This window comes from Halobacillus sp. A1, from assembly GCF_024189295.1.
GTDB lineage: Bacteria > Bacillota > Bacilli > Bacillales > Halobacillaceae > Halobacillus_A.
On sequence record NZ_JAIZEN010000007.1, the window covers coordinates 163,142 to 186,612 of the forward strand.

Sequence of the window (23,471 nt, forward strand, 5' to 3'; positions counted from 1 at the left end):
TCTACAAGGATTTTTCTGTTTGAGATGCGCCTAACTTTTCACCAAGTAATAGAAGCGATTGGTTCACGCGCCAAATATAGTAAACATGATGTACGAGGTCTATATAGTGCTGCTCTTCCAAGGGTGCGCCGCGTTCAATTAGCTCTCGTTCCTCTTGTAAAGTGTATAAAGTTCCACCCGTCTGATCTCCATCCAATATCTTCTTTATAGTTGTGATGTTGTGGGAAATATGATTTTCTAATGTTGGAAAGGTTTGACGAACTTGTTCAGGATAGCCTATGTTTTTGAGGTAAGAGGAGGCTACTAAATGGTCGGCGTAATAGTTGATAGCTGTAAATATAGTGACCCATCTCGGCAGTTCAGAATGACGGCGGGTAGCCGGGTGCTGCATAATCGGCTCCGCTTCATCTAAAACGGCTTGCAGTTTTTCGTCAAGCGTAAAAGCCTGATCGGCTAGCTCCTTAATATTAATCTCTTCTGTAAAACTGCGGATGTATTGAGTCATATAAATATCGAGTTCTTCTAAATATTCGCTGAAGGTTTCGTATACCTTGTCTCTCGTCTGTGTCGGAAAAAGAAAAGATGAAACTATAAGAGCGATACCTGCACCTGCAATCGTGTCAACAACACGGGCAGTCAGCAAGGAAAAGCTGATTCCGCCAAGCATTAAATCATACATAAATGCAATGAGCATCGTGATGAAAAGGCTCATCATCGTATAGGATACAGTCAATAAATAAAAAGCAAAAAATACGACTGCAAAAAGCAGGAAGACTTCTAATTGGGAATTACCCGACACAAGATTGGCTAAGAAAAATCCGATCACTGCTCCTATAATGGTACCTATAGATCGCTGCAGTCCTTTTAAATAAATGCGTCCGACGGATTGTGTTCCTAGTAAAACGATGAACGAAGTAAGTACGACCCAATAAGGCTGAACGGGAGAGATGGCGTACCCGACCACGATCGATATGGAGCCGGCGACCAGCGCCTGGTACGCTTTTTTAGTCGTAGGTTCAAGTCCTTTTTTCTTATCGGCCTGATCTGTTGAGGATTCTTCTTCCTGGTCATCTTTTTTATCATCAGAGGGGGTTAATGGTTCTTCATTTTTCACTTGTTGAATAGATAGGGCAGCGCGCGTCACATGGTTTGCGGTGGATTCGATGCGTCTTAACAGATAGTGCCAACCTTGTGGATCGCCCTTATATTGAGTGAATAGATCATTTATTATTGACCTTAGTTCACCGATGGCCATCTGAGCTTCCCTTAAATTCTCTTCATCGTAGTCCACTGCAAGTACATCAGCCTTTTGAAGAGAAGAAACTACTTTAGCTAAGCGGCGTCTCACGTCAGTAGCTTCTAAACCTTCATTTTCTTTAAGTTGAGTGAGAGAATCTGCTAATGTGGCCACAAACATAGCCGTGTCGAACACGTATAACTTCACCTGGGAGGCAGTCAGACCCGGCCACAATTCTTTAATATCATGCACATTCAAATCTGCAGATACGTGCCCGGCGTATTCGCGCAGTTTTTTCACATTGTACAAAAGCCGCTTGTTATATCTGTCGCTTGTAGAAGGATCTTCCAGCATTTTCATCAGAAGTTTGAACGTAAGGTTGGCTTGTCTATGGAACGAATTCATGCTTCTCCTTAATAGCTGGGCCGAACCTTTAAAAAGAATAAAATTATTCAAATAGGCATAAGTTACTCCGATGAAAATCGCCATATAAAACCAGAGAAATTGTTCTGAAGGTAATTTTAAAAACGATGCAAAATAAACTGTCATGAATGCAATCATACCTAAAGAAAAAAAGCGGCTTCCATATTTCGAGAAATAAAAAGCGCTGAATATGATAGCAATCATCAATGCCGAGACGAGATATGCGTTATAAGCTAAAAGAGAACCAAAGGTAACGCCTCCAATAGCAGATAAGCTTAGTAGGAGAGTCGTCACCTTTTTTTGTTTCGTAGTGTCGTCACTCACGACTAAAATTCCCATCATGCCAGCTATTCCGCCCATGATTGCTGGAGTGAGTTCAGGACCATCCGCCCAATTAATAATGATGAGGACGGTAAAAACCGAGAAGATTAAGCTGAGGGTGGCTTTTCCCGCTTGGTTAAGCCGTTTCCTTCCAGGATCTGAAGCGAGGAAACGGCTTAACCAGTAGGGTTCTTTTAATAAATTCTTCAATGGATGATCAACCTCTATTTGCTAGTCTTGTAGAGCCGTCTATTCTATTATCATAATCACCGAGAGGAAAGGAAGCAACCTTTTGTGCTTGTCGATAGTAATTGTAGAAGAAGTAAGCGCTACAATAAAAATAACCGTCCTTTTTCAAAAGAAAAGTGGACGGTTATTTATTGTTTTATAGCCTATTTAATTAAATACGCTGCTAAAACCACGGTCTAGTCTTCTTGCAGTGCCCGTTCAGCAGCTAATTTCACTTGAGCCAGACTTTTGCCCATTCCAGATTCTACAGCCGCTACGTATGCGCCTTCTAATAATGGCGCATTCGCTATTTCAATATCATCGAATTCACTCATTTCCACGGCGACTTCCGCGTTCATCATGGCGCTTCCTAAATCGTAAATAAGCAAAACACCGCTGTCAGTATGCGCTCGTTCGATGGCTGTCTGTATTTTTTCGACATCCGTCCCGATTCGCCCATCATTCGTACCTCCGGCAAGTTCGATAGGCACATCCTTCGCTACCTGATGAATGATTTCTTTAATCCCTTCCGCAACCTTTGCGCTGTGTGAAATGAGTACGATACCTGCTGGTTCCATGCGTTAGCGACCTCCTTCAATTGTTTCAGCTAAAGCTTCAAATACATAAAAGGAAGAGACGGAACCTGGGTCTAGATGACCGATTGAACGGTCACCTAGATAAGAAGCGCGTCCTTTGGTAGCTTTTATATCTTTTGTTTTTTCCATGGAGTCTCCTGCCGTATGTTTGAGTAGACTTGCATCGAAGTCATCACTTTCCTTCATTTTCTCTATAACAGGAGACCAAACATCAATAAGGGTTTTTTCACCTTCTTGTGACTTCCCGCGCTGCTTCAATCCTGCTAGTGACTCTTCTAAACCGTTCAAGAAATGAGTATAATCCGCACTTTTCCCTTTCAACGAAGTAGACAGCTTCAGGAACGCTGTACCATAAAGAGGACCAGCCGCACCGCCGACTTTACTCATTAACGTCATAGCCGTATCTTTAAGTGCATCGGAGACACTTTCGTAGCTGGTATCTTCGAGTTTGACTACGACTTCTTTAAAACCGCGAGCCATATTGATACCGTGATCCCCGTCTCCGACTGCTTGATCCAGAGAAGTCAAATGTTCTTTATTGCTTTGGATTTTTTCATTTGTCTTTTTCATCCATGTAATGATGTCATGAGCCGTAAGTTCCATAATTATTCTCCTTTCATATCAGATACGGAAAGCCGGTGCACTCGATTCAGCATCAAGCAAAGGTTTCATTTCTTCGTCCAGCTTCAGGAGTGTGACTGAGCATCCAGACATCTCAAGGGACGTCATGTAATTTCCTACAAAGGTTTTATGAATATTCAAACCACGTTCTAATAAAATTTCATTCACTTTTTTATTTAAAATATACAACTCCATTTCTGGAGTGGCGCCCATTCCATTAACGATGAGTGCTACATCATCGCCCGTGTTGAACTCAATGTCTTCAAGTACTTTGTTCGTAAGCTCTTCAGCAATTTCGTCTGCAGAAGTAACTCTTTTCCTTTCAATGCCCGGCTCGCCGTGTATTCCAATGCCAATCTCCATTTCGTCATCTTCTAAAACGAAGCTTGGTTTACCCGCTGCCGGCACAGTGCAAGGAGTAAGTGCCACCCCCATGGATCGTACATTGGCTGTAACCTTTTCTGCTATGTTCTTGACTTCCTGCAGTGATCCGCCGGCAGCTGCTTTAGCTCCAGCAATTTTATGAACAAAAATTGTCCCAGCTATGCCGCGGCGTCCAGTTGTGAAAGAACTGTCTTCAACGGCAACATCATCATTTACGACAATTTTCTCAACCTCAATGCCTTCGGCTTCCGCCAGTTCAGCAGCCATATCAAAATTCATGACGTCTCCAGTATAATTTTTGATTACAAGGAAAACCCCTGCGCCTCCGTCGGCCGCTTTAATGCCTTCAAAGACTTGATCCGGGGTCGGAGAAGTGAACATCTCCCCACAAACCGCTGCATCCAGCATCCCGTCTCCAATATAGCCTGCATGAGCAGGCTCATGTCCGCTTCCTCCGCCACTGACTATCCCTACTTTATTCTGTAAGGGAGCATCTTTACTTGCGACGACTGTAGTTTCCGGGATTTGTTTAAGCGAGTCAGGATGAGCAGCTATCAACCCTTCTAGCATATCCCGTACAACATATTCTGGATTGTTAACGATCTTTTTCAATTGAACCTCTCCTTTTTGTTTTGGCTTGGCTCATATTCTGAATAAAGTATACGCTTTCATTTTATTACAAAATTTGAGGAATTACGAATCAATTCGTGATTAAGTTATATATTTATTAGTAAAAAGCTAAGCAGCGTAAAAGATTGACCGATATAATAATAAAGGACTGTTAAGGAGGGTATTAAACAATGGATGATCCGTCTCACCTTGTTAATGAACACACAATTAAGCAAGCATTAAAATCCAACGAATTTCGATTGTATTATCAGCCGAAAGTTGATTTGACAACAGGAAAAATAACAGGTGCAGAAGCTTTAATACGATGGGAACATCCCAAGTACGGACTGATGCCTCCAGGGCAATTCATACCGGAAGCTGAAGCTTCAGGCTTGATCATTCCGATTGGAGACTGGGTGCTTAAAACAGCATGCTATCAAGTCAGGGAATGGCGGGAGAAGGGTTTGTTTCCAATTATCATGTCTGTAAACTTGTCTGTCAGGCAGTTTTACCAGCCGGACCTTATCGACAGGGTTCGAGATGTTCTGAAAGAAACAGGAATTGACCCTGGATGTCTTGAGATGGAAATAACTGAAAGTATGATGATGGATATAGATGTTGCGAATAAAGTACTGCGGGAATTGAAAGCTATGGGGGTTCAAATAAGCCTTGATGACTTTGGAAAAGGGTATAGTTCCCTTCATTATTTGAAAAACCTTCCGATTGATAAAATCAAAATCGACCAATCTTTCATCCAGAATTGCACACAGGATAATAACGATGCCACGCTTGTAAAAACAATGATCGTCATGGCTCATCAGCTCAATTTTGAAGTGGTAGCCGAAGGAGTTGAGCAAAAAGGACATGTTGCTTTCTTACAGCGGAATTTATGTAATGAAGCTCAGGGTTTTTTGTTTAGTAAGCCTGTTCCTGCTCAAGAGTTTGTGAGGAAGATGCACATTGTCGACCGTGTTATTGAAGAGCATGGTCTACCTTCAAATGTCACGTACAAAAAATGGATGGAAGAAGAATTACAAATGGCTCGCCAGGAGCTTTTGGAAACGGTTCGTAAACAACAAGGCATGATTCTTAAATTCGTCAAACGTGACGGTAAATTCATTCATACTTTATGTGATGGAGAATTACTTTATCGAATGGGACTGACACCTGAGCATGTCGTAGGAAGGGAGATGAAAGAATTCCTTCCGAAAGAAGTGGCGGAGGAAAAGACCGCTTATTATGAAAAAGCGTGGAGCGGATCCAAAAGAGTCACTTATGAAGCCGAAGTGAATGGTATTCATTATATTTCTTCCCTGAGACCGATCAGCAGAGGCGGAGAGATCATTGAAGTGATAGGGTCGAGCGTGGATATTACAGAAAGAAAGAAAACGGAAGAAGCGTTGCGTAAAAGCGAATCAAAATATCGCTTTATCGCTGATAACATCACAGATCTAATCAAAGTCATCAACAGGAAAGGGATTGTGGAGTACGCCTCCCCTTCCCATGAAAAAATGCTTGGGTATACGTCTGATGGCTATTTCGGAGAGCAAATTTTCGATTTTATTCATCCGGAAGATTCAGAGAGGGTCTACAACAAATTCAAAGAAATGGTGGCGACTAAACAAGTTCAACGAGCAAATTACCGCTACAAACACATCGATGGAAGATGGGTGGATGTAGAAGCAAGAGGGACACCTGTTCTAGGGCAGAACAACGAAATGACTCATGCGGTCATCGTCGTCAGGGATCAGGGGAAGTTCTGATCAGATTACGAAAAGATCTTGTTCATTAATGAGTCATTTAATACTCCATTGTCAGGTATCCGTTTGGAAAGTGTCCGGTCTACCCTGGACTTTTAATTTGTTTTGTTTATCCACGATTACATACATTAGTCAAGAAACATTCCCCATGTAAAATAAGCTGGCTTCCAATGCAGAAGCCAGCTCCTTCAAAATATGAACATGGCAAGAAAAGTAGAAACGACAAGTCCGATTATGACCGGAGCAAAATTTTTCCGTACTAAATCCATGACTGATACACCGCAAAATCCAGCAATTGCTATTAAAGAGGACCATGCGATAATGGTTCCTCCACCTGTCCAAATCGATCCCATTTGACCTATAGCAGCGAGTGTAACAGGATCGATCTCACTGTTGGCAAGTGAGGCAGCCAGTGCTCCAGTCAAAGGTAACCCTGAAAAACCTGAACCGTCGAGCCCTGTGATGATTCCAATAATTAAAATGCTGAAAGCTGCTAAAAATGCATTTTGAGGAACCATATCATGAGTGGACTGGACTAGATCGAATAAAAGAGCCGGTCCTGCGGCTTCAGAAACGGATAAGATATCGCCAGAAAAATCTGGACTCCCAAGAAAAAAGAAGCCCGCGATCGGAATGACAGGACCCATTGCCTTGAACGCAAAAACGAAACCTTCCGTAATATGATCACTAATATAATCGAGAGCACGGTGCTTGCCAAAAGCAACGGTTGAAAGTAACAGTAAAATAACGGCTACGCCGCCGATGAAGGCGGCCCCATCCCCGCCTTCAAATCCTCCCATACGACCAGCGGTCAGCTTTGTAGAAACCATATATAGCATAACGGCAAGCATGGACAGAGGAACGATTACTGCGAATGTTTTGCTCCATATGTGCAAGTTTTTGTTTTGACTGTGGTGTTGGTTTTTCAATCCCTGCATCGATTGGATCTCCAGCTCATTACGAGGATCCGTCCTTACACGGAAAGAGTTGCGTTGCAGTAGGTAGGCCGTCCCAATCGCAACAGCTCCTGTAATCAAGGATAGGATAAGCGCTTGGTCCATAACAGCTGAAGTGGAAACACCAGCTGATTTTGCTGATAAGCCAGGCGCGACCTGAACAATGTAGTCCGAAGATAGCGCCATTCCTTGACCGGCAAGCGCAACGGCCGCTGCGGCACTCATTGCAGGCAGGCCAGATTTAATTGCGGCCGGCACAAGCAGTGCACAGATAAGCGGAACAGCAGGAGTAGGCCAAAAGAACAGCGAAATGACATAGGTTACCGCTATTAATACAAAAAATGAAACATGGCTATTGATCATCACCTTCTGGATAGGCTCAATCATCCTTCGGTCAGCCCCAAGGTCTTTTAAGGAATGCAAAAGAGCGACCATAAACGTAATGATTAAAAAGATGTTGAATAATTCACGTGCCGCTACTAAATTTGCATTGAATATAGCCGTAAACCCACCTATCAAATTTCCACTGAATACCCACGCAACGAAAAATGTGCCAACTAACGTCGGAAATACGACGCCTTTTCGAAATATCATCGTTAGGATGATAAGGAATGTGAAGAACCCATATAACCAATGGGAAACGGTCAGTTCCACGACCCATCGCCTCCTGGACCATCTTATAAATACAGAGGGTCTAGGAATAACCTATGCCATTCCCAAAAGGTGGGTGTCTACCTTTCTAAAGGAATTAACTCAAAGGTTTCTACATCAGCAAGCCCGCGATTCGTGATGCGCAAGCTTGGAATGACGGGAAGTGCAATTAAAGAGAAAGTCATAAAGGGAGCATTCATTTTGCAGCCAATCTGTGCCCAGGCTTTTTCTAATTTCACCACTTGGTCGGTTACAGTCTCCAAAGGCTGATCTGACATAAGTCCGGCAATTGGAAGAGGGACTTCTGCAAGTACTTTACCATTCTCAACAACGATCATTCCTCCACCGATCTTCGCTAATTGATTGGCAGCTATAGCCATATCTTCCTCATTCACACCCATGACAAGTAAATTATGACTATCATGGGCTACAGTGGAAGCAACAGCTCCTTTTTTAATAGAAAAACCCTTTACGAAAGCATTGGAAATTTCCCCTGACCGGTGGTGACGGTCGATGCAGGAGAGACGGATGACATCCTGCTCTTGGTCTATCTGTATCACCCCGTTCTCTACAAGGAGCAGGGCATGCGATTTAACAGTCCTCGCATTATTTTCAACCGCCTCTATAACATTCACCTCTGTTTCATGGGACTGGATGCTTTTAGCAAAGAAGTCCTCGGCTTTTAAAGGTTCTTTAAGGTGAACAGAGTTTTTAGCTTTTTCGGGATATGTGTAGGCTGGGAAATCGACTTGATATTGGCCGTTATCATAAATGATATCACCGCCGACGATTACGGTACTCGGGTCAACTTTTTCTAATTCTTCTATTAAAAGTACATCAGCTCTTTTGCCAGGAGCTATGCTTCCAAGCTCATTTCCATAATTGAAATAATTTGCAATATTAATAGTCGCCAACTGAATTGCTGTGGAAGGATCGATCCCTTCTTGAATCGCCTTACGAACAACGTGATTAAGGTGACCCTGGTTTGTCAGCGTCTGTGGATATACATCATCAGTGATGAGCGACATGTTTTCTGTAGGCATATGATCCTCTGTAATGACCGGGGCCAATTGTTTCACATCCTGCCAGGCTGACCCTTCCCGGATCATGAGATGCATTCCAATCCGCAATTTCACCAGGGCTTGTTCTCTAGTCACCGTTTCATGACATGAAGTTACGCCTGATGCTGCATAGGCTTGAAGCATTTTAGGGTCTTCAGCAGGTATATGCCCCGTCACGGTTTTCCCTGATTGTATTGTCGCTTCAATTTCAGTCGTCATCTTGTGGTCGCCGTAGACGACCCCTGGGAAGTTCATGACTTCACCTAAACCGGCTACGTTTTTCCACCCTAACGCTTCTTCCACATGCTCTGGGAGCAATTCGGCGCCTGCATCTTCCAGTGTATCAGTTGCAGGTACGCAGGAAGGTACCGTAGTAAATACGCGCAAGGGTAGGTGCTGTCCTTCTTCGTGCATCCAGCGGACCCCTTCTAAACCGAAGACATTAGCAATTTCATGAGGGTCCATAAAAACCGTGGTCGTTCCTTTTTTAATGGCGGCTTTGGCGAACTCGGTGACACTGAGCATCGTACTTTCTACATGCATATGGCCGTCGATGAGACCGGGTGTAATATATTTACCTTTCGCATCAATCACTACGGTTTCGACACCGATCAATGAGGAGCAATCCCCGATAAAAGCGATGCATCCGTCGGTAATAGCAATATCTTTTTCTTTTTCGTACTCCTTTGTATGAACGTTCACAAGGATGCCATTGGTAATAACAGTGTCTGCCTTTCTGTGGCCAAGAGCTGTATTTGCCAGGTTTTTGCGCTGCTGCATTGAAATGGACATGGGGAAGTCTCCTTTTATAAATTGTTTTTTTACATGATGCTTTCAAATTTTGTGGAGAATTAGTAAGAGCTCGAACTCATCATTCTCTTTTAAGAGGATGGATGATGTTGCTTTACCTTGCAAGGTGATGGAAGTCAATCAGTAAATCTACATCATGCTTCACGACTTCAAATAAAAAACACCTGGACCAGCTGTCCAGGTGTACCATGCTTTCTGAGGGTATACGAATCCCTTCAAAGAGCATGTAGTCCGGCAATTTACGGTTGCCTGGGTAGAAACAGCTGAGCCTTATTCTCAAGCCTATACATTAGAAAATATTAGTGGAATGTTATTCGATAGTATAGAAGAAATCTTTTCAACCGTCAATTTATAATAGGAAATTCGTTTGACTTAGAAAAACACAAAGGCTATCATAATAAATGATAATGATAATCTTTATCAATTGAACGATGTACATATGGATATATTTTTAAGAGAGAGGAGATGTTGTGATGAAGAACGTTACCATCTATTTGTTAGCAGGGATATTACTGCTTCTTGCTGCCTGCAGTGATTCAGAGGAAAGCTCAACAACGGACCAGGAGGACGAACTAGAGAAAAGAAGTGTAACGATAGAAGATGGTATGGGGAAAAAAACGATTGAAGGAACGCCTGAGGATGTTGTTGTATTGGAATGGTCCTACGTTGAACATGTATTACCACTTGGGATAGAGCCGGTCGGTGTAGCAGATGTAGATGGGTATAATAAATGGATAAACGTAGGGGATCCGCTTCCTGATTCGACAAAAGATGTAGGGACTCGTGCTGAACCGAGCCTTGAAGCTATCGCAAGATTAGAGCCTGATTTAATTATTGGAGCTAAATATAATCACGAAGGTATTGTTGAGGAACTTGAAGAAATTGCTCCAACCGTTATGTTTTCGCCTTATTCGGAAGAAGACGCAGATGATCAATATGAACATTTACTTAATGAATTCGATACTGCGGCCGAGATTTTTGACAAGCAGGAGGAAGCTGAACAAATGAAACAACAGTTGGAAGATACCTTCAGCGAGCAATCCGAGCGGTTAGATGAGGCTGGCCTGGACAATATTGAGGCGGTTGTTACACAAGCCTTTACAGCCCAAGACTCTACTATAATGAGACACTTCACCGATAACTCGGTAGTAGCGGGAGTTCTAGAAGAAATCGGCGTCGATAATGCTGTGGAAACAGAAGAACCGGAGATTTATGGATTTTTGGAAACTGATATAGAGGCTCTTCAAAATTACCAGGATGCTCGTTTCTTCTATCTGGTTTTAGAAGAGGATAATGTGTTCGAACAATTAGAGGACAATCCGGCATGGACAAATCTCGATTTTGTAGAAGAAGGCCATACGTATGAGCTTCCAGGAGATATGGGTACTTTTGCTGGCCCTTTATCAGCAGAAAGATTGGCGGTTGAATTGACTGACGCTTTGATAGAAAATGAGTAACTTTAAAACCTCACATTTCGATGTGAGGTTTTTTGGATTAGCTCCCTTAAAATATTTATATAAGCACCGTATGCTTCGGGTGAAAGTTCGCTCTTTGGGGCAGGACGCTGACCCGCTCTGAAAAAACAAAGCTTTTAAATTTATAAAAAGGGTAAACAAATAAAAAGGGGGAGTTTCATGACTGGAAGAGTATTTCCTTTTATTTATGACGCGGCCATGAAGCCGATTGAAGAAAAAAGGTTTAATAGAATAAGAGAAGAACTAGTAACACTCGCAGAAGGAAGAGTGTTGGAGTTAGGGGCTGGAACAGGTGTGAATTTTCCTTACTACAAGAATGTACATTCTGTTGATGCTATTGATCCGAACTCTGGGATGATTAATCATGCCTTCAAAAACGCAAAGAAATCAAACGTTACTATCCGTTTCCATGAAGTAGGAGCCGAAGCTCTTCCATTTAAGGATGACTCGTTTGATTCAATTGTTGGAACACTCGTATTTTGTACAATTCCAGAACCTGATCTAGCAATTAAAGAATTGAAGAGAGTAAGCCGCCCTGGAGCTAAAATACTTCTTTTTGAACATGTGAGAACAGCCCCACATTGGGTCGCGCGTACACAGGATTTTTTGACACCTTTATGGAAGCAGGTGTGTGATGGCTGCCACTTAAATAGAGACACTTTAGAGCTCTTCAAACAAGCAGGTGTTGATATTGACACAGTTAAATCTTTTTATAACGGATTGTTTCTTCAAATAACAGCCTCTCTCAATAAGTGAAAAAATGAAAATCACTCCTATAAAAGTAGTTTTAGTCATAAAGAAAACCATAGAAGGTTATATTTTGCTGATTAGCAGCTTATCGGAGGAAGGAGTATAGTATGGACAAACATACGAAGGAGTGACCTTTTGATGAGCTATTTCAATGAGCTGGATAGGAAAGGTTTAGAGGATGTAATTGAAATAAGAACGACTTGCTGGAAATGTAAGGAACTTGTAGAAGAAAAAGATATGGTTACGGTAACGGATGGAAAGACGAAATGGGTAGAGCTGTGCCGGGATTGCTACGATTTTTATAGAGACATAAAAAAGTTTTCCGATTTCGGTAAGAAAAGAAGTTAATAGCTCTCATGGACAATCGCTCGTATATCCCCTAAAATAATTGTAGATAATGACAGTTGGAGGCGCGGATATGACGACTATAAATGATATTGCAAAATTGGCGAATGTTTCTAGAACTACGGTTTCCCGAGTGTTGAACAATAACGGGTATGTAAGTGATGAAGTCAGGAAACGCATTATGAAAATAGTAGAAGAAACAGGCTATATTCCAAGTCTATCCGCCAAATCACTGCGCACAAAAAAATCAGGCGTCATCGGTGTCATCCTGCCTAAAATAAGTACAGAGACAGCAAGTCGTGTCGTCAGCGGGATTAACGAAGTCGTAGCAAGTGAAAACTTCCAAATCTTATTGACGGACACCGAATTAAATAAAGAGAAAGAAATCGAATACATTCGATTGCTGCAAAGCCGACATGTGGACGGTATCATTTTACTTGCTACAAACATCAACGACCGCTTGATCTCGACCATCGAGGACGCCGCTCTTCCTTTTATCTCCTTAGGTCAAGATCTTCCTGGTGTAACTTCTATCGTATATGACGACTACCACGCTTCTGTCGATATGACCAATATGCTGATCGGTCAGGGCCATGATAAGATAGCATTTATCGGAGTAGGAGAGGAAGATCCCTCCGTCGGTGTCGAGAGAAAAAAAGGATACTTTGATTCGCTTGAAAAGCATCAGCTTCTAATAAATGATTCATGGATACAATTAGGTGATTTCAGTATTGAATCGGGTTATGAATGTATGAAGAAAATAGTAAAACGCAATGAAGATAATCTTCCTACTGCCGTATTTGTAGTAACCGATCGCATGGCTATTGGCGCGATGGAATATTTAAGAGAACAAGGAATACGAATTCCTCAGGATATGGCAGTTGCAGGAATTGGTGCCTCAACCTTGTCTCAATATGTGACGCCCGCTCTGACAACGATTGATTATTTCAATAAAGAAGCTGGAAAAAAAGCAGCGCAGTTGTTGCTCCAGCAACTGAAACAAAAAAAGGAAAAAGAAAAATTCATTCAAACCTATAGACTTATAAAAAGAGATAGTGTATAGTATAAATCAATAAATGATATGTAATCGATTACACACAGTTGTAATCTTTTTTCAGAAATAATTTACAAACGCTTACATTTTTTATTTACGAAACATGTAATCGATTCCTTATTTTTTGTTTTGACAGCGCAATCATCTTATTATTAGCGTTGTGTAATCGATCACATATCTAACAAACAGGGAGGTAGAAGTAATGGCTAGTAACAATGAAATTGCTAAGCAGGTCATTGAAGCGGTTGGTGGAGAAGATAATATCCAGTCGATCGCACACTGTGCAACACGTTTGAGAGTCATGGTGCATGATAAGGAAAAAGTTGATGTTGAGAGCCTAGAGAACATTGAAAAAGTGAAAGGTGCTTTCTATAACTCTGGACAGTACCAAATCATTTTCGGAACAGGAACAGTAAATCGTATTTATGAAGAAGTAACGAATCTTGGAGTCGAAGGATCTTCCAAGTCTGAAATGAAAGAAGAAGCTAAAAAGCAGGGAACGATGTTCCAGCGGGCTGTACGTACTTTCGGTGATGTATTTGTACCGATTATCCCCGTTCTTGTAGCAACAGGGCTGTTTATGGGTCTTCGCGGACTATTGATCCAGGAAAGATTCTTAGCTATGTTCGGTTTGACGCCAGATAGTGTACCTGAAAATATCGTTCTTTTCACTCAAGTGTTAACAGATACGGCGTTCATATTCCTGCCTGCATTAGTGGCGTGGTCGACGTTTAGAGTCTTTGGAGGAACCCCGGTCATCGGTCTCGTGTTAGGACTCATGCTTGTATCGCCAGCATTACCTGATGCGTGGGCAGTGGCAGAAGGAAATGCTGAACCAATTTACATGTTTGGATTCCTCCCGATTGTCGGTTATCAAGGTTCTGTGCTTCCAGCATTCTTTGCCGGCTTGGTTGGTGCCAAACTAGAGAAAGCATGTCGTAAACGAATACCTGAAGCGCTCGATTTAATATTGACACCATTCATTGTATTGTTAGTAATGATTACTTTGTCCCTTTTCTTAATTGGACCTGTGCTGCATACGGCAGAGGACGGAATTTTTCAAGCTATGCTATTTTTGCTGGATCTTCCATTCGGTTTAAGTGGTTTAACAATCGGTCTGTTCCACCAGGTCATCGTTGTCACTGGGGTACACCATATCTTCAACTTCTTAGAAATCCAATTGTTCGAGAATTTAGGGTATAACCCGTTCAACCCTGTCATTACAGGTGCGATTGCAGCTCAAGGTGGAGCGGCTCTTGCGGTTGGTGTGAAAACGAGCTCCAATAAACTCAAAGCGCTAGCTTACCCATCTTCATTTTCTGCGTTCCTGGGTATTACAGAACCGGCAATCTTTGGTGTTAACCTTCGCTATATGAAGCCGTTCCTTATGGGATTGATCGGCGGTGGTGTTTCTGGTTTCCTTGCTTCGATTTTCAACTTGCAGGCAACAGGCTTGGCGATTACGGTTATTCCTGGATCATTGCTTTACTTGAATGAACAAATCATCGGTTACTTGATCGTCAATATTGTCGCGATTGCAGTAGCTTTCATCTTGACGTACTTGTTCGGATTCAATGATAAAATGCTAGATAAGAATAAATAATTATACTTTTCAAAAGGGACCTGGGCACGCGGCTAGGTCTCCTTTTATTCCACAAGGAGATATTTCTATGACGCATGACAGCAAATTACGAGAGCAAGCTTACGAGGCGGTTAACAATCACCACAGTGACATAAAAAACGATCCGTACTACCCTTCCTATCATTTGGCACCACCTGTTGGCTTATTGAATGATCCTAATGGCTGGATCCAGTGGAAAGGTAAATATCATCTTTTCTTTCAATGGATGCCGTTCCATACGGGTCATGGGGCGAAGTTCTGGGGGCATTTCAGTACAACGAATTTAGTGGACTGGTCACTAGAGCCGATTGCGCTCACGCCTGGCGATTGGTTTGATCAAAATGGCTGTTATTCTGGAAGTGCTGTAGATGACGATGGCCTGTTAAAGCTCTTCTACACGGGAAATGTAAAAGACGAATCAGGACAGAGAGAAAGTTACCAATGCCTTGCGGAATCTGCAGATGGTATAACTTTTTCAAAAAAGGGAGTAAAACTCGAACTTCCAGAAGGATACACCCCTCATTTCCGTGACCCGAAAGTGTGGTTTCATAATGGGCTGTGGTATATGGTCATAGGGGCTCAGACAGAAGATGAGGTTGGTTCCGTCGCGCTGTTCGAATCCGAAGATTTAGAAAGCTGGACACACAGGGGAATGATTGCAAAAGCTGATCGTCCTCCGTTTAGCGACCTCGGCTATATGTGGGAATGCCCTGATCTATTTGAGCTGGACGGGCAGGAGGTTTTACTATTTTCTCCTCAAGGGCTTGAGGCTGATGGGATAGATTTTAATAATCAGTATCAGTCTGGTTATGTTGTCGGTCGACTTGATTATGAAAAAGCTGAGCTGTCACACAATCGATTCATGGAGATTGATCGAGGATTTGAATTTTATGCTCCTCAGACAACACTGGATGATTTGGGCCGCCGGATTCTTATTGGATGGATGGGCGTCCCTGACCAAAATGAAGCAGAGCAGCCAACTGTTAAGAATGGCTGGATCCATCAGATGACACTGCCCCGTGAATTAGTACTGATTGATGGGCGTATTCATCAGCTTCCATTAGAAGAAATGAAAAACTTGCGCGCTTCTAAAAGATTTTGTGAAGATGTGAAAGGGGAATGGTCTGGGTCAATCTCAAGAGTTTCTGAACTTCAATTAGAGGGAGAAATGGAAGAAGTACAGTTATTTGATTACACTACTTTACGTTATGACCGACAAACATCACTTCTGACAATGGAAAGGCCAAGCTATGTCGATGGATCTATGGAAACACGAAGCTGTCGTTTGCCTAAAGGCCTGCGTCATCTTCAGTTATTTATTGACCACTCCTCATTAGAGGTTTTTGTGAATCATGGAGAAGAAGTGTTCACTTCTCGTATTTTTGCTAAGGAAGATAACCGTTCTCTTCAGGTAAAAGGCGAATTAAATGTACAAGCCTGGGATTTAAAAAATGATACAATTGATATAACTAGTCAAGGATGGTGATGAGATGAAATTAGGAGCCATAGAAGCAGGAGGCACGAAGTTTGTATGTGCTATTGGAGATGAAGAAGGAAGCATTTTTGAAAAAATCGTAATCCCGACTGAATCACCAGAAATTACTATGCCTAAAGTTTACGAGTTCTTTAAGGGTAAGGGAATTGAACGCATGGGAGTGGGAAGTTTCGGCCCAATCGATCTCAATGAAAAAGCGGGAACCTACGGTCAAATTCAGAAAACCCCTAAAATCGATTGGATCGGTTTTCCCTTAGCGGACAGCCTATCCGAAAATCTAGGAGTACCTGTAACAGTCGATACGGATGTTAACGTGGCAGCTCTATCTGAATCTCGCTGGGGGAATGCGACCGACGTAGATACATGCTTGTATATCACAGTGGGTACAGGTATCGGAGCGGGCGCCGTCGTTAACGGCCAAACATTAAAAGGATTGTCACACCCTGAAATGGGGCACATCGGAGTCCGTCGACATGAGGAAGATTCTTTTTCAGGAGCTTGTCCTTATCACCAGGACTGTTTAGAAGGGATGGCTTCCGGCCCTGCAATTGAAGCAAGATGGGGAAAGGCTGGTGTAGAACTGTCTGAGGATCCCCGCGTATGGGAAATTGAGGCGCACTACTTAGCTCAAGCGTTAGTGAACTATATTTATATTATCTCTCCAGAACGGATCATCATGGGAGGCGGAGTCATGCAGCAGACCCACTTATTTGATCTGATCCGTAAAAAGGTCGTCGAGATGCTCAATGGATATGTAAGTTCCCCAAGACTGACTGAAGAAAATATAAATGATTATATCGTGCCGCCAGGATTGACGAATGAAGCAGGAGTCAAAGGTGCTCTTGGACTGGCTACGAAATAAAGGATTTCGACTTCGGTCGAAATCTTTTTTTATTGGCTAAGTTAAAGGTGGTTGTTGATATTGATAAGTGAGTTATTCAACAATATGGCAGGATACTTTAAGACTTGGTTTCGAGATATTTGGTGAGAGGTTAGGGGCGGCGGGGAATGGTTCGCTTTCCGTGGGAGCGCGGTGAGCTTCCTCGGACGTTCCGTCCTGCGGGATCTCACCAAGCACTCTCTTCCCACAGGAGTCTTCACCATTCCCCGCCGCCCCTAACTATGATTTGCTTCTCGAAATCGCTTCAAAAACTTTCTTAGTAATACTGGGAGGATAAAACTCCAGTGGAGGGTATATAGTATTTTAGATTTAATACTCGCTGTACTTTAAGGTATCTGCAGGCATTTTTCTGAACAAAAAAGTCTCGCTGGTTATCACTCTAAAGCAGTTATTTTTTATATAAGCACCGTATAAGATGTTTCCATTATCTAACAAAAGCAAGAGGGTCCAGGATATGGAGAGACTCAATCTTATGGTGACTTCAGAAACCGGTAAGACTCCTGTGGGATGTACATGATAGGTGAATAGGTGAGGTCCCGGAAGGCGAAGCCTGAGGAAGCTCACCACATGCCCGCGGAAAGCGATCCGTTTTCTGAAGATACCATATTCTCTTACAAAAGTCTCGAAACTGAATCTTCAAGAATAGGGAGCTTATTTGAATATCAACACGGAACTTTAATCTAGCCTTTTATTTAGGGAAATGTAAGGAGTGGTTCTGCAAATGTAAGAATAGTGCTTAGGATAATAATGCAGTAAATAAAAAAACGTACAGCTGCTTAAAGCTGTACGTTTGAATATGCTATTTGTTGGATCGTGAACTAATCATTTTAGCTTTTCCGCTCATCTTAAAGTGTTCCACTGTAGCAGGCATAATGAAATGGTCGCCTTTTTTAAACGAAAAATCTTCTGAACCGATATGAACCAAACCTTCCCCATCAAGTACACTGACTAACGTATACTTACCTGGGATCAGATCATTACTTTTTCCGTCAAGATCCCAATGGTGCACAGTAAAATATTTTTCCTCGACGAGTTTCTCAAAGCGGAGTCCTGCTTCTAAATAAGATTCTCTAGTTAGATCAGGATCCAAGTGAGGTACCGTTGTTACATCTAAAGAACGTTCTAAATGCAGCTCTCTTTTTTGACCGTCAGCTCCAGTTCTGTCGTAGTCATAGACTCGGTACGTAATATCTGAACTCTGCTGGGTCTCGAGTATTTGGATACCTTCGCCGATGGCGTGAATCGTCCCGCTAGGTACATAGAAGAAATCTCCAGGCTGTACGGGGATCCGGCGCAGTAAGCTGTCCCACTGCCCGCGCTCTACCATAGAAGTGAGTTCGTCTTTATTTTTCGCGTGATGACCGAAAATGATTTCTGATCCTTCCTCACAGTCGATGACATACCAGCATTCTGTTTTGCCGTAGTTTTGATTCTCTACTTCACGTGCATATTGATCATCAGGATGGACCTGAACAGATAAGTCTTTCTTAGAATCAAGGATTTTGACGAGTAAAGGGAATTCTTCGCCTTCCTCATTTCCGAATAGTTCACGATGCTGTTCCCATGCTTCAGCCAAGGTTTTGCCAGAAAGAGGTCCATTGTAAATGGTATTTGGTCCATTCACATGACCGGAAATCCCCCAGCATTCCCCTGTTGTATCAGAGGGGATATCGTAGTTGAAAATTTCTTTAAGTGTTGTTCCGCCCCAAATACGCTCTTTGAATTCGGGTTGGAGAAAAATAGGCTCTTTATACATGGCGTTATACACACACCTTTGTCTCTTATTATACGTTCTATCGGTCATTGTACCATAAGAATGCAGTGAATATGTTAGCGTTTTATCCAGGTGAATTCGTAGCTTGAAAGTGAAATTTCTGATGGTGCTTCACATCTTAGTAATAAATCGATAGACCCCTCGGCAGCATATGGAGAGGTGAAGGTTATATCATCTCTGGAAGTATTAACTGCAAAAAACACTTCTTCCCCGGTTTTCTCATTCTTCCTTATTAATGCAAAAATTCTTTGGTCGATATTAATTACTTCTTGCGAGGCATACGGGGAAAAAGCATTTTCCTTTTGCCTTACTGTAATCATTTCTTGTAATCCGTCAAATATTGCTGAACGTCGCGGGTCAGTACTCAATTCCTCACGAATGACATGGTAATTAAGTTTTTCCCTGTTAATTCTCCTCGGTATTCCTGATTCCACCAACCCTTGAAGGTCGTTTTTAGATCCGAGTAGAGAATGATAATAAATAGCGGGCACACCGATAAAACTAAGTAGGATGGAGTGAGCTGCGAGCATCTTATTCACTTCATCTTCTTCCGTTACATCTTCTGATGGATGCACGAGTGCCTCTGAGTAATTGATATTTAATTCATAAACCGTTTTAGTTCCATCCGGGTTACTTTTGTAAGAAGCTTCTCCGCCATTTCGTTTTACATGATCAACGAGCAGGTCACGGTCTTCATCATGCAATATCCCTTCCGTAGGTCGCATCCCGATTCCGTCGTGACTGGCTAAAAAGTTAAAGTACGTGGCAGTATCTGATATTTTATTTATTGTTTTTGCCCAGTTCGTCAATTTCTCAGCGTTGTGGGTAATCATGCTATATAAAACGAGAGGAGGGAGGCTGAATTGATACACCATATTTGCTTCATCCTTCCCATTCCCGAAATAGCTGATATTCTCATTGTGTGGGACGTTGGTTTCTGTAATAATCTGAGTATTTGGCTGGAATGCGTTGATTATTGTATGCCATAGCTTAATTATCTCATGAGCTTCAGGTAAATGAATAGACGTGGTACCTGACTTTTTCCATATGAATCCGATCGCATCTAATCGAATGCTAGTTGCTCCTTGATGTGCGTATTCCAGTAATATATCCGTCATCTCTACAAGAACTGGGATATGTTTGAAGTTTATATCTACTTGATCCTCGCTAAAGGTAGTCCAAGCGGTTTTTCCTCCTGGATACTCATGAAACAGTGGTGAAGTTCGTGGACGGACGACTTGGCTGGCATCAAAGCTTTCCTCTTTTGGAGTGAAAAATTGACAGTAATTTGGATCATCCCGTAAATATTTTTCAAACCATGAACTTGATTTCGACATATGATTCGCAACGAAATCAAACATCAAACGATAATCTTTAGAAAAGGAACGAATATCACTCCAATCCCCAAGTATAGGATTAATGGCTCTATGGTCAGTAACTGAGAAACCATCATCCGAAGTATACGGAAACATCGGCAGAACATGAACATCGGTGATCGTATCTCCAACTTCCTCTTTTAAAAAGCGATTTAATACAGGGAGCGTCGGTTCATCTTTTACATAAATGCTGTCTCCGTAGGTAATGAGGTAAATGTTTTTTTCAGTAGGAGGTTCAGCTCCACTCCAGTCAACTGTTGTCCAACGGTTAATCATATTTTCAAACAGTTTCAAATCTTTCTCGTGGATACTGCCGTATATCTTCTCTAAGTGGGTCAGTATGTCACCCATCAATTGATTCACGATTGACCGCCTCCGCTGCTTAGCTTAATTGTTTGAAAACTCTTCGGCTTTACGTATAATTCTCCGCCGTTCTCTTCTTTTAAATTAGTAGGTTTCATAGGACCTAATATGTCACTCGTTATATCGATGAATCGTTTAACATTTGATGGATTAAAGACACGGATAATAGTGTCCTCACTGTCATGAGATTTTTTCACGGAGCTCACAAATAATTCTTTGTCCTGAAGCTCTGCTAAAGAATAATCCGCAGGAACATTTTTAAGCGGGTATGGAATTTCAAAGCGATCCAAACGTTCCTCAAATGTGTTTAAATCCTGCCACTGATAGGTCACATAGCGGTCTCGGTATCGATCGGCACTCTCAAACAACTTCTCTGCACGCAGTTCACTTCCTGATAGCTGAAGTGCATACTCAAACTCCATCTTCCCATGCATTTGAGCGTCAGGCGTCTTTACTACTTTGTTATTAATTCCAGAAGCTCGGCCGGGCCGCCACATTAAATCATCTCGGCCAAGCAAACCGACACTTCTAAACAATGTTAACGCAATCGAAGAGTCTACAATTTCGAACTCTTTAATTCCTTTCGTGTACGCCATCAACGAACCTTGCTCACTTAATACACCAGCAAACTGCTCGACTTTATAAATAGGAACAGGAGCCTCTTTATAACCATCATGACGCCAAAAGTCCATCCGAGGATTTATCACTGGTCGTTGAATTAGACTATATCCCTGATCTGCGTAAGAAAAATCCGGATTGCTCACTGGTGACTTCACATGGACCCGCAAGCGGTGATCATTTATTTGATTGTCTAAATCATGCTTTAAGCGGATAAAGTCTTCACCTTTACGAAGTTCAACGACAGTGTTTATAGAAAAAGGTCGATCCGTGTTACGTTGTTTGCGTGCGGCTAAGTCGATCGGCAGGTTCATGTCATGTCTTACGGTCAATCTTTGCGAAGCTTGTGAATGTTCAACAGACACAAGGTCTGCCATACCAGAAAATATCGGAGTATCTTCTAAAAGGGGAGAGTAATCATAGGAATCTCCTGCGTCTGCTGTATCCTCAAATTTTAGAAAATCACTGATCGTCGTTCCGGTATCTCGTTCGGTCAAAGTCAGCTTTCCGTTATTGAACTCTATAATATAATGTTGATTACTAATCAATTGATCATGCTGTATGTCAAGCTTGTCCTGTTTCTTTTGTGAAGCAGTCACTTTCCAAGTCGAATACCCTAAAGCAGGAAGTTCTGTGGATCCGACGTAAATTTCTGTTCGATAATAACCTGGTATTTCAACTTCCTGATCACCTTCAGCAGATACTACAATTTTTTTACCACCGCTCAGGTATTGTTGATCCAAAATCGAAAAATCAATTTCAGACCCCTGCATGGAATGGATTCCAAACTGAGGGGAGCGGGTGAAAAGGGTCGTCTGTATCCCTCCACTGAATGGCTTTGGATACGTATTGAAGATAACCAGGATATCCTTATCTTCCAGCTGGTTTTGAATAGCGTACGTAATTTGTTTTTTTATAAGGTTCATCAGTCCGTCTGCCTGTCGGTCAATTTTTACTAGACGTTGAATGATGTCGTGATTAGTGTCATCAGAATTACAGCCGCCTATGCTGTCATGAGCATGTATGTCAAACAAAGGTTTCCACATCTGATCCAGCCATTCCTGAGGGTAGCGAAGCCCGAGGTTCTGCCCAATTGCTGCCAAAGGTTCCAGCTGGTTGATGATCTTATGTTCGACTTGATCGTTTATCTGTTTAATATCATAGCGCTGGGATCCGATCGTGTTGTGAATTCGCGAACTCTCCGTACCGATCAACTCTCCTGCAATGGTGTGGTTAAAACTGTATTCACTCCACGTTTTGTCCATGAAAGTTTCATAATCGGAAAGTACATACTCATATTGATCATCATTGTCATTAAGTTTGGCAATTGTTTCTGGAAAATGATCTCGTATTAATACTTGATCTCCTCCTGACGGGAGAAGCAAATGGTCAGTATCATGATTAAGTTTTTCTAGTTTTTTCAACAATGGCTGCAATTTGTCATAATGATAATCATCCTCAGAGCTTAGAAATTTTCCAGGACCGTACCCCAAAGGAAGAAGGTTCGTTTTTATCTTTTCTTCGTCGGGAGACTCCCATAGGAAATTCAGGTTTTCGTTGAGCTGGTCTTTATAAACTCCCCGTTGAAGAATTGCATTCTCAATGTCGAAATTTTTAAATATAGAAGGAAGGTATTGATTTTGGCCGAAAATATCAGGAAGGTATCCAACGTTCATGGAGTGGCCCATTTGTTCGGCTCCTTTCACCCCGTATAATAAATTCCTAACCAAAGATTCTTTATGAACTAGCAGGGAATCAGCCTGCGTATACCATGGACCAACAAAAATTCTTTTTTCGGAGATCAGTCGTCTGAGTCTTTCCATCTTCATAGGACGAACTTTTAAATATTCTTCTACAATTGAAGTCTGAGCGTCAAAAATGTAGCTATGGTAATCTGGATTTTTTTCTAATAGATCGATCAAGTAATCAAGATTTTCAGCAAGTAATATATTAGAATCTTCTATTGTGAAATACCATTCTCTGTCCCAGTGGGAATGGGGAACGATATATACCCGCTTCTTTGACATAGTAAGTGCCTCCTT

Annotated in this window: 17 protein-coding genes and 1 riboswitch; of the genes, 8 read left to right on the forward strand and 9 right to left on the reverse strand. The window is 42.1% G+C overall.

The window, feature by feature from the left end; all coding sequences use genetic code 11:
• Position 1: 1 nt before the first annotated feature.
• The 4 genes from LF817_RS10000 to dhaK all read right to left on the reverse strand — a co-directional run bounded on the left by LF817_RS10000 (position 2) and on the right by dhaK (position 4,422).
• Positions 2–2,191 (reverse strand): FUSC family protein, encoded by a 2,190-nt coding sequence (locus tag LF817_RS10000; RefSeq protein WP_253935665.1) that lies wholly within the window; start codon positions 2,189–2,191, stop codon positions 2–4.
• A gap of 215 nt (positions 2,192–2,406) precedes the next feature.
• The gene (gene dhaM / locus LF817_RS10005) at positions 2,407–2,787 is read right to left on the reverse strand and encodes a dihydroxyacetone kinase phosphoryl donor subunit DhaM (protein WP_253935666.1); all 381 of its coding nucleotides are present in this window, start codon (positions 2,785–2,787) and stop codon (positions 2,407–2,409) included.
• Between the two features lie 3 nt (positions 2,788–2,790).
• Positions 2,791–3,408, reverse strand: coding sequence for a dihydroxyacetone kinase subunit DhaL (gene dhaL / locus LF817_RS10010; protein WP_253935667.1), 618 nt, complete (start codon positions 3,406–3,408; stop codon positions 2,791–2,793).
• Between the two features lie 18 nt (positions 3,409–3,426).
• On the reverse strand, positions 3,427–4,422 hold the full coding sequence (gene dhaK / locus LF817_RS10015; protein ID WP_253935668.1) for a dihydroxyacetone kinase subunit DhaK: 996 nt from the start codon (positions 4,420–4,422) through the stop codon (positions 3,427–3,429).
• A gap of 188 nt (positions 4,423–4,610) precedes the next feature.
• Between dhaK and LF817_RS10020 the strand changes: the two genes are divergently transcribed.
• Positions 4,611–6,182 (forward strand): sensor domain-containing phosphodiesterase, encoded by a 1,572-nt coding sequence (locus LF817_RS10020; RefSeq protein WP_253935669.1) that lies wholly within the window; start codon positions 4,611–4,613, stop codon positions 6,180–6,182.
• A 185-nt stretch (positions 6,183–6,367) separates the two neighbouring features.
• On the opposite strand, the gene LF817_RS10025 is transcribed toward LF817_RS10020, so the two are convergent.
• A complete protein-coding gene (locus LF817_RS10025) occupies positions 6,368–7,789 on the reverse strand; it encodes a hypothetical protein (RefSeq protein WP_253935670.1) in 1,422 nt (473 codons plus the stop codon).
• A 77-nt stretch (positions 7,790–7,866) separates the two neighbouring features.
• Complete coding sequence (ade, locus tag LF817_RS10030) at positions 7,867–9,639, reverse strand: adenine deaminase (RefSeq protein WP_253935671.1); 1,773 nt, start codon at positions 9,637–9,639, stop codon at positions 7,867–7,869.
• Between the two features lie 225 nt (positions 9,640–9,864).
• A riboswitch (purine riboswitch) is annotated at positions 9,865–9,967 on the reverse strand.
• Between the two features lie 163 nt (positions 9,968–10,130).
• Between ade and LF817_RS10035 the strand changes: the two genes are divergently transcribed.
• The 7 genes from LF817_RS10035 to LF817_RS10065 all read left to right on the forward strand — a co-directional run bounded on the left by LF817_RS10035 (position 10,131) and on the right by LF817_RS10065 (position 17,259).
• Positions 10,131–11,114: an ABC transporter substrate-binding protein gene (locus tag LF817_RS10035; RefSeq protein WP_253935672.1), complete on the forward strand. Its 984-nt coding sequence runs from the start codon at positions 10,131–10,133 to the stop codon at positions 11,112–11,114.
• A gap of 177 nt (positions 11,115–11,291) precedes the next feature.
• Entirely contained in the window at positions 11,292–11,888 is a 597-nt protein-coding gene (locus LF817_RS10040) for a class I SAM-dependent methyltransferase (protein WP_253935673.1), read from the forward strand.
• Between the two features lie 132 nt (positions 11,889–12,020).
• Positions 12,021–12,230 carry a hypothetical protein gene (locus LF817_RS10045; RefSeq protein WP_253935674.1) on the forward strand — a complete coding sequence of 70 codons (210 nt, stop codon included), beginning with the start codon at positions 12,021–12,023 and terminating at the stop codon, positions 12,228–12,230.
• Between the two features lie 70 nt (positions 12,231–12,300).
• On the forward strand, positions 12,301–13,290 hold the full coding sequence (locus LF817_RS10050) for a LacI family DNA-binding transcriptional regulator (protein WP_253935675.1): 990 nt from the start codon (positions 12,301–12,303) through the stop codon (positions 13,288–13,290).
• 193 nt (positions 13,291–13,483) lie between these two features.
• Positions 13,484–14,884 carry a sucrose-specific PTS transporter subunit IIBC gene (locus LF817_RS10055; RefSeq protein WP_253935676.1) on the forward strand — a complete coding sequence of 467 codons (1,401 nt, stop codon included), beginning with the start codon at positions 13,484–13,486 and terminating at the stop codon, positions 14,882–14,884.
• A 67-nt stretch (positions 14,885–14,951) separates the two neighbouring features.
• A complete protein-coding gene (locus tag LF817_RS10060) occupies positions 14,952–16,388 on the forward strand; it encodes a sucrose-6-phosphate hydrolase (protein WP_253935677.1) in 1,437 nt (478 codons plus the stop codon).
• 4 nt (positions 16,389–16,392) lie between these two features.
• Positions 16,393–17,259 carry an ROK family protein gene (locus tag LF817_RS10065; RefSeq protein WP_253935678.1) on the forward strand — a complete coding sequence of 289 codons (867 nt, stop codon included), beginning with the start codon at positions 16,393–16,395 and terminating at the stop codon, positions 17,257–17,259.
• 838 nt (positions 17,260–18,097) lie between these two features.
• Here LF817_RS10065 and manA read toward each other — a convergent pair.
• The 3 genes from manA to LF817_RS10080 all read right to left on the reverse strand — a co-directional run bounded on the left by manA (position 18,098) and on the right by LF817_RS10080 (position 23,456).
• Positions 18,098–19,054 carry a mannose-6-phosphate isomerase, class I gene (manA, locus tag LF817_RS10070; protein WP_253935696.1) on the reverse strand — a complete coding sequence of 319 codons (957 nt, stop codon included), beginning with the start codon at positions 19,052–19,054 and terminating at the stop codon, positions 18,098–18,100.
• A gap of 74 nt (positions 19,055–19,128) precedes the next feature.
• Positions 19,129–20,814 carry a sugar phosphorylase gene (locus LF817_RS10075; RefSeq protein WP_371925034.1) on the reverse strand — a complete coding sequence of 562 codons (1,686 nt, stop codon included), beginning with the start codon at positions 20,812–20,814 and terminating at the stop codon, positions 19,129–19,131.
• Complete coding sequence (locus tag LF817_RS10080; protein WP_253935680.1) at positions 20,808–23,456, reverse strand: glycoside hydrolase family 38 N-terminal domain-containing protein; 2,649 nt, start codon at positions 23,454–23,456, stop codon at positions 20,808–20,810. Before LF817_RS10080 ends, LF817_RS10075 begins: the two co-directional genes overlap by 7 nt.
• Positions 23,457–23,471 lie beyond the last annotated feature (15 nt).

What these genes read in the sequence shown, in the direction of transcription:
- dhaM (WP_253935666.1), bottom strand. Translation starts at nt 2,787, where the DNA reads ATGGAACCAGCAGGTATCGTACTCATTTCACACAGCGCAAAGGTTGCG.
- dhaL (WP_253935667.1), bottom strand. Translation starts at nt 3,408, where the DNA reads ATGGAACTTACGGCTCATGACATCATTACATGGATGAAAAAGACAAAT.
- LF817_RS10020 (WP_253935669.1), top strand. Translation starts at nt 4,611, where the DNA reads ATGGATGATCCGTCTCACCTTGTTAATGAACACACAATTAAGCAAGCA.
- ade (WP_253935671.1), bottom strand. Translation starts at nt 9,639, where the DNA reads ATGTCCATTTCAATGCAGCAGCGCAAAAACCTGGCAAATACAGCTCTT.
- LF817_RS10035 (WP_253935672.1), top strand. Translation starts at nt 10,131, where the DNA reads ATGAAGAACGTTACCATCTATTTGTTAGCAGGGATATTACTGCTTCTT.
- LF817_RS10040 (WP_253935673.1), top strand. Translation starts at nt 11,292, where the DNA reads ATGACTGGAAGAGTATTTCCTTTTATTTATGACGCGGCCATGAAGCCG.
- LF817_RS10045 (WP_253935674.1), top strand. Translation starts at nt 12,021, where the DNA reads ATGAGCTATTTCAATGAGCTGGATAGGAAAGGTTTAGAGGATGTAATT.
- LF817_RS10050 (WP_253935675.1), top strand. Translation starts at nt 12,301, where the DNA reads ATGACGACTATAAATGATATTGCAAAATTGGCGAATGTTTCTAGAACT.
- LF817_RS10055 (WP_253935676.1), top strand. Translation starts at nt 13,484, where the DNA reads ATGGCTAGTAACAATGAAATTGCTAAGCAGGTCATTGAAGCGGTTGGT.
- LF817_RS10060 (WP_253935677.1), top strand. Translation starts at nt 14,952, where the DNA reads ATGACGCATGACAGCAAATTACGAGAGCAAGCTTACGAGGCGGTTAAC.
- LF817_RS10065 (WP_253935678.1), top strand. Translation starts at nt 16,393, where the DNA reads ATGAAATTAGGAGCCATAGAAGCAGGAGGCACGAAGTTTGTATGTGCT.
- manA (WP_253935696.1), bottom strand. Translation starts at nt 19,054, where the DNA reads ATGTATAAAGAGCCTATTTTTCTCCAACCCGAATTCAAAGAGCGTATT.
- LF817_RS10080 (WP_253935680.1), bottom strand. Translation starts at nt 23,456, where the DNA reads ATGTCAAAGAAGCGGGTATATATCGTTCCCCATTCCCACTGGGACAGA.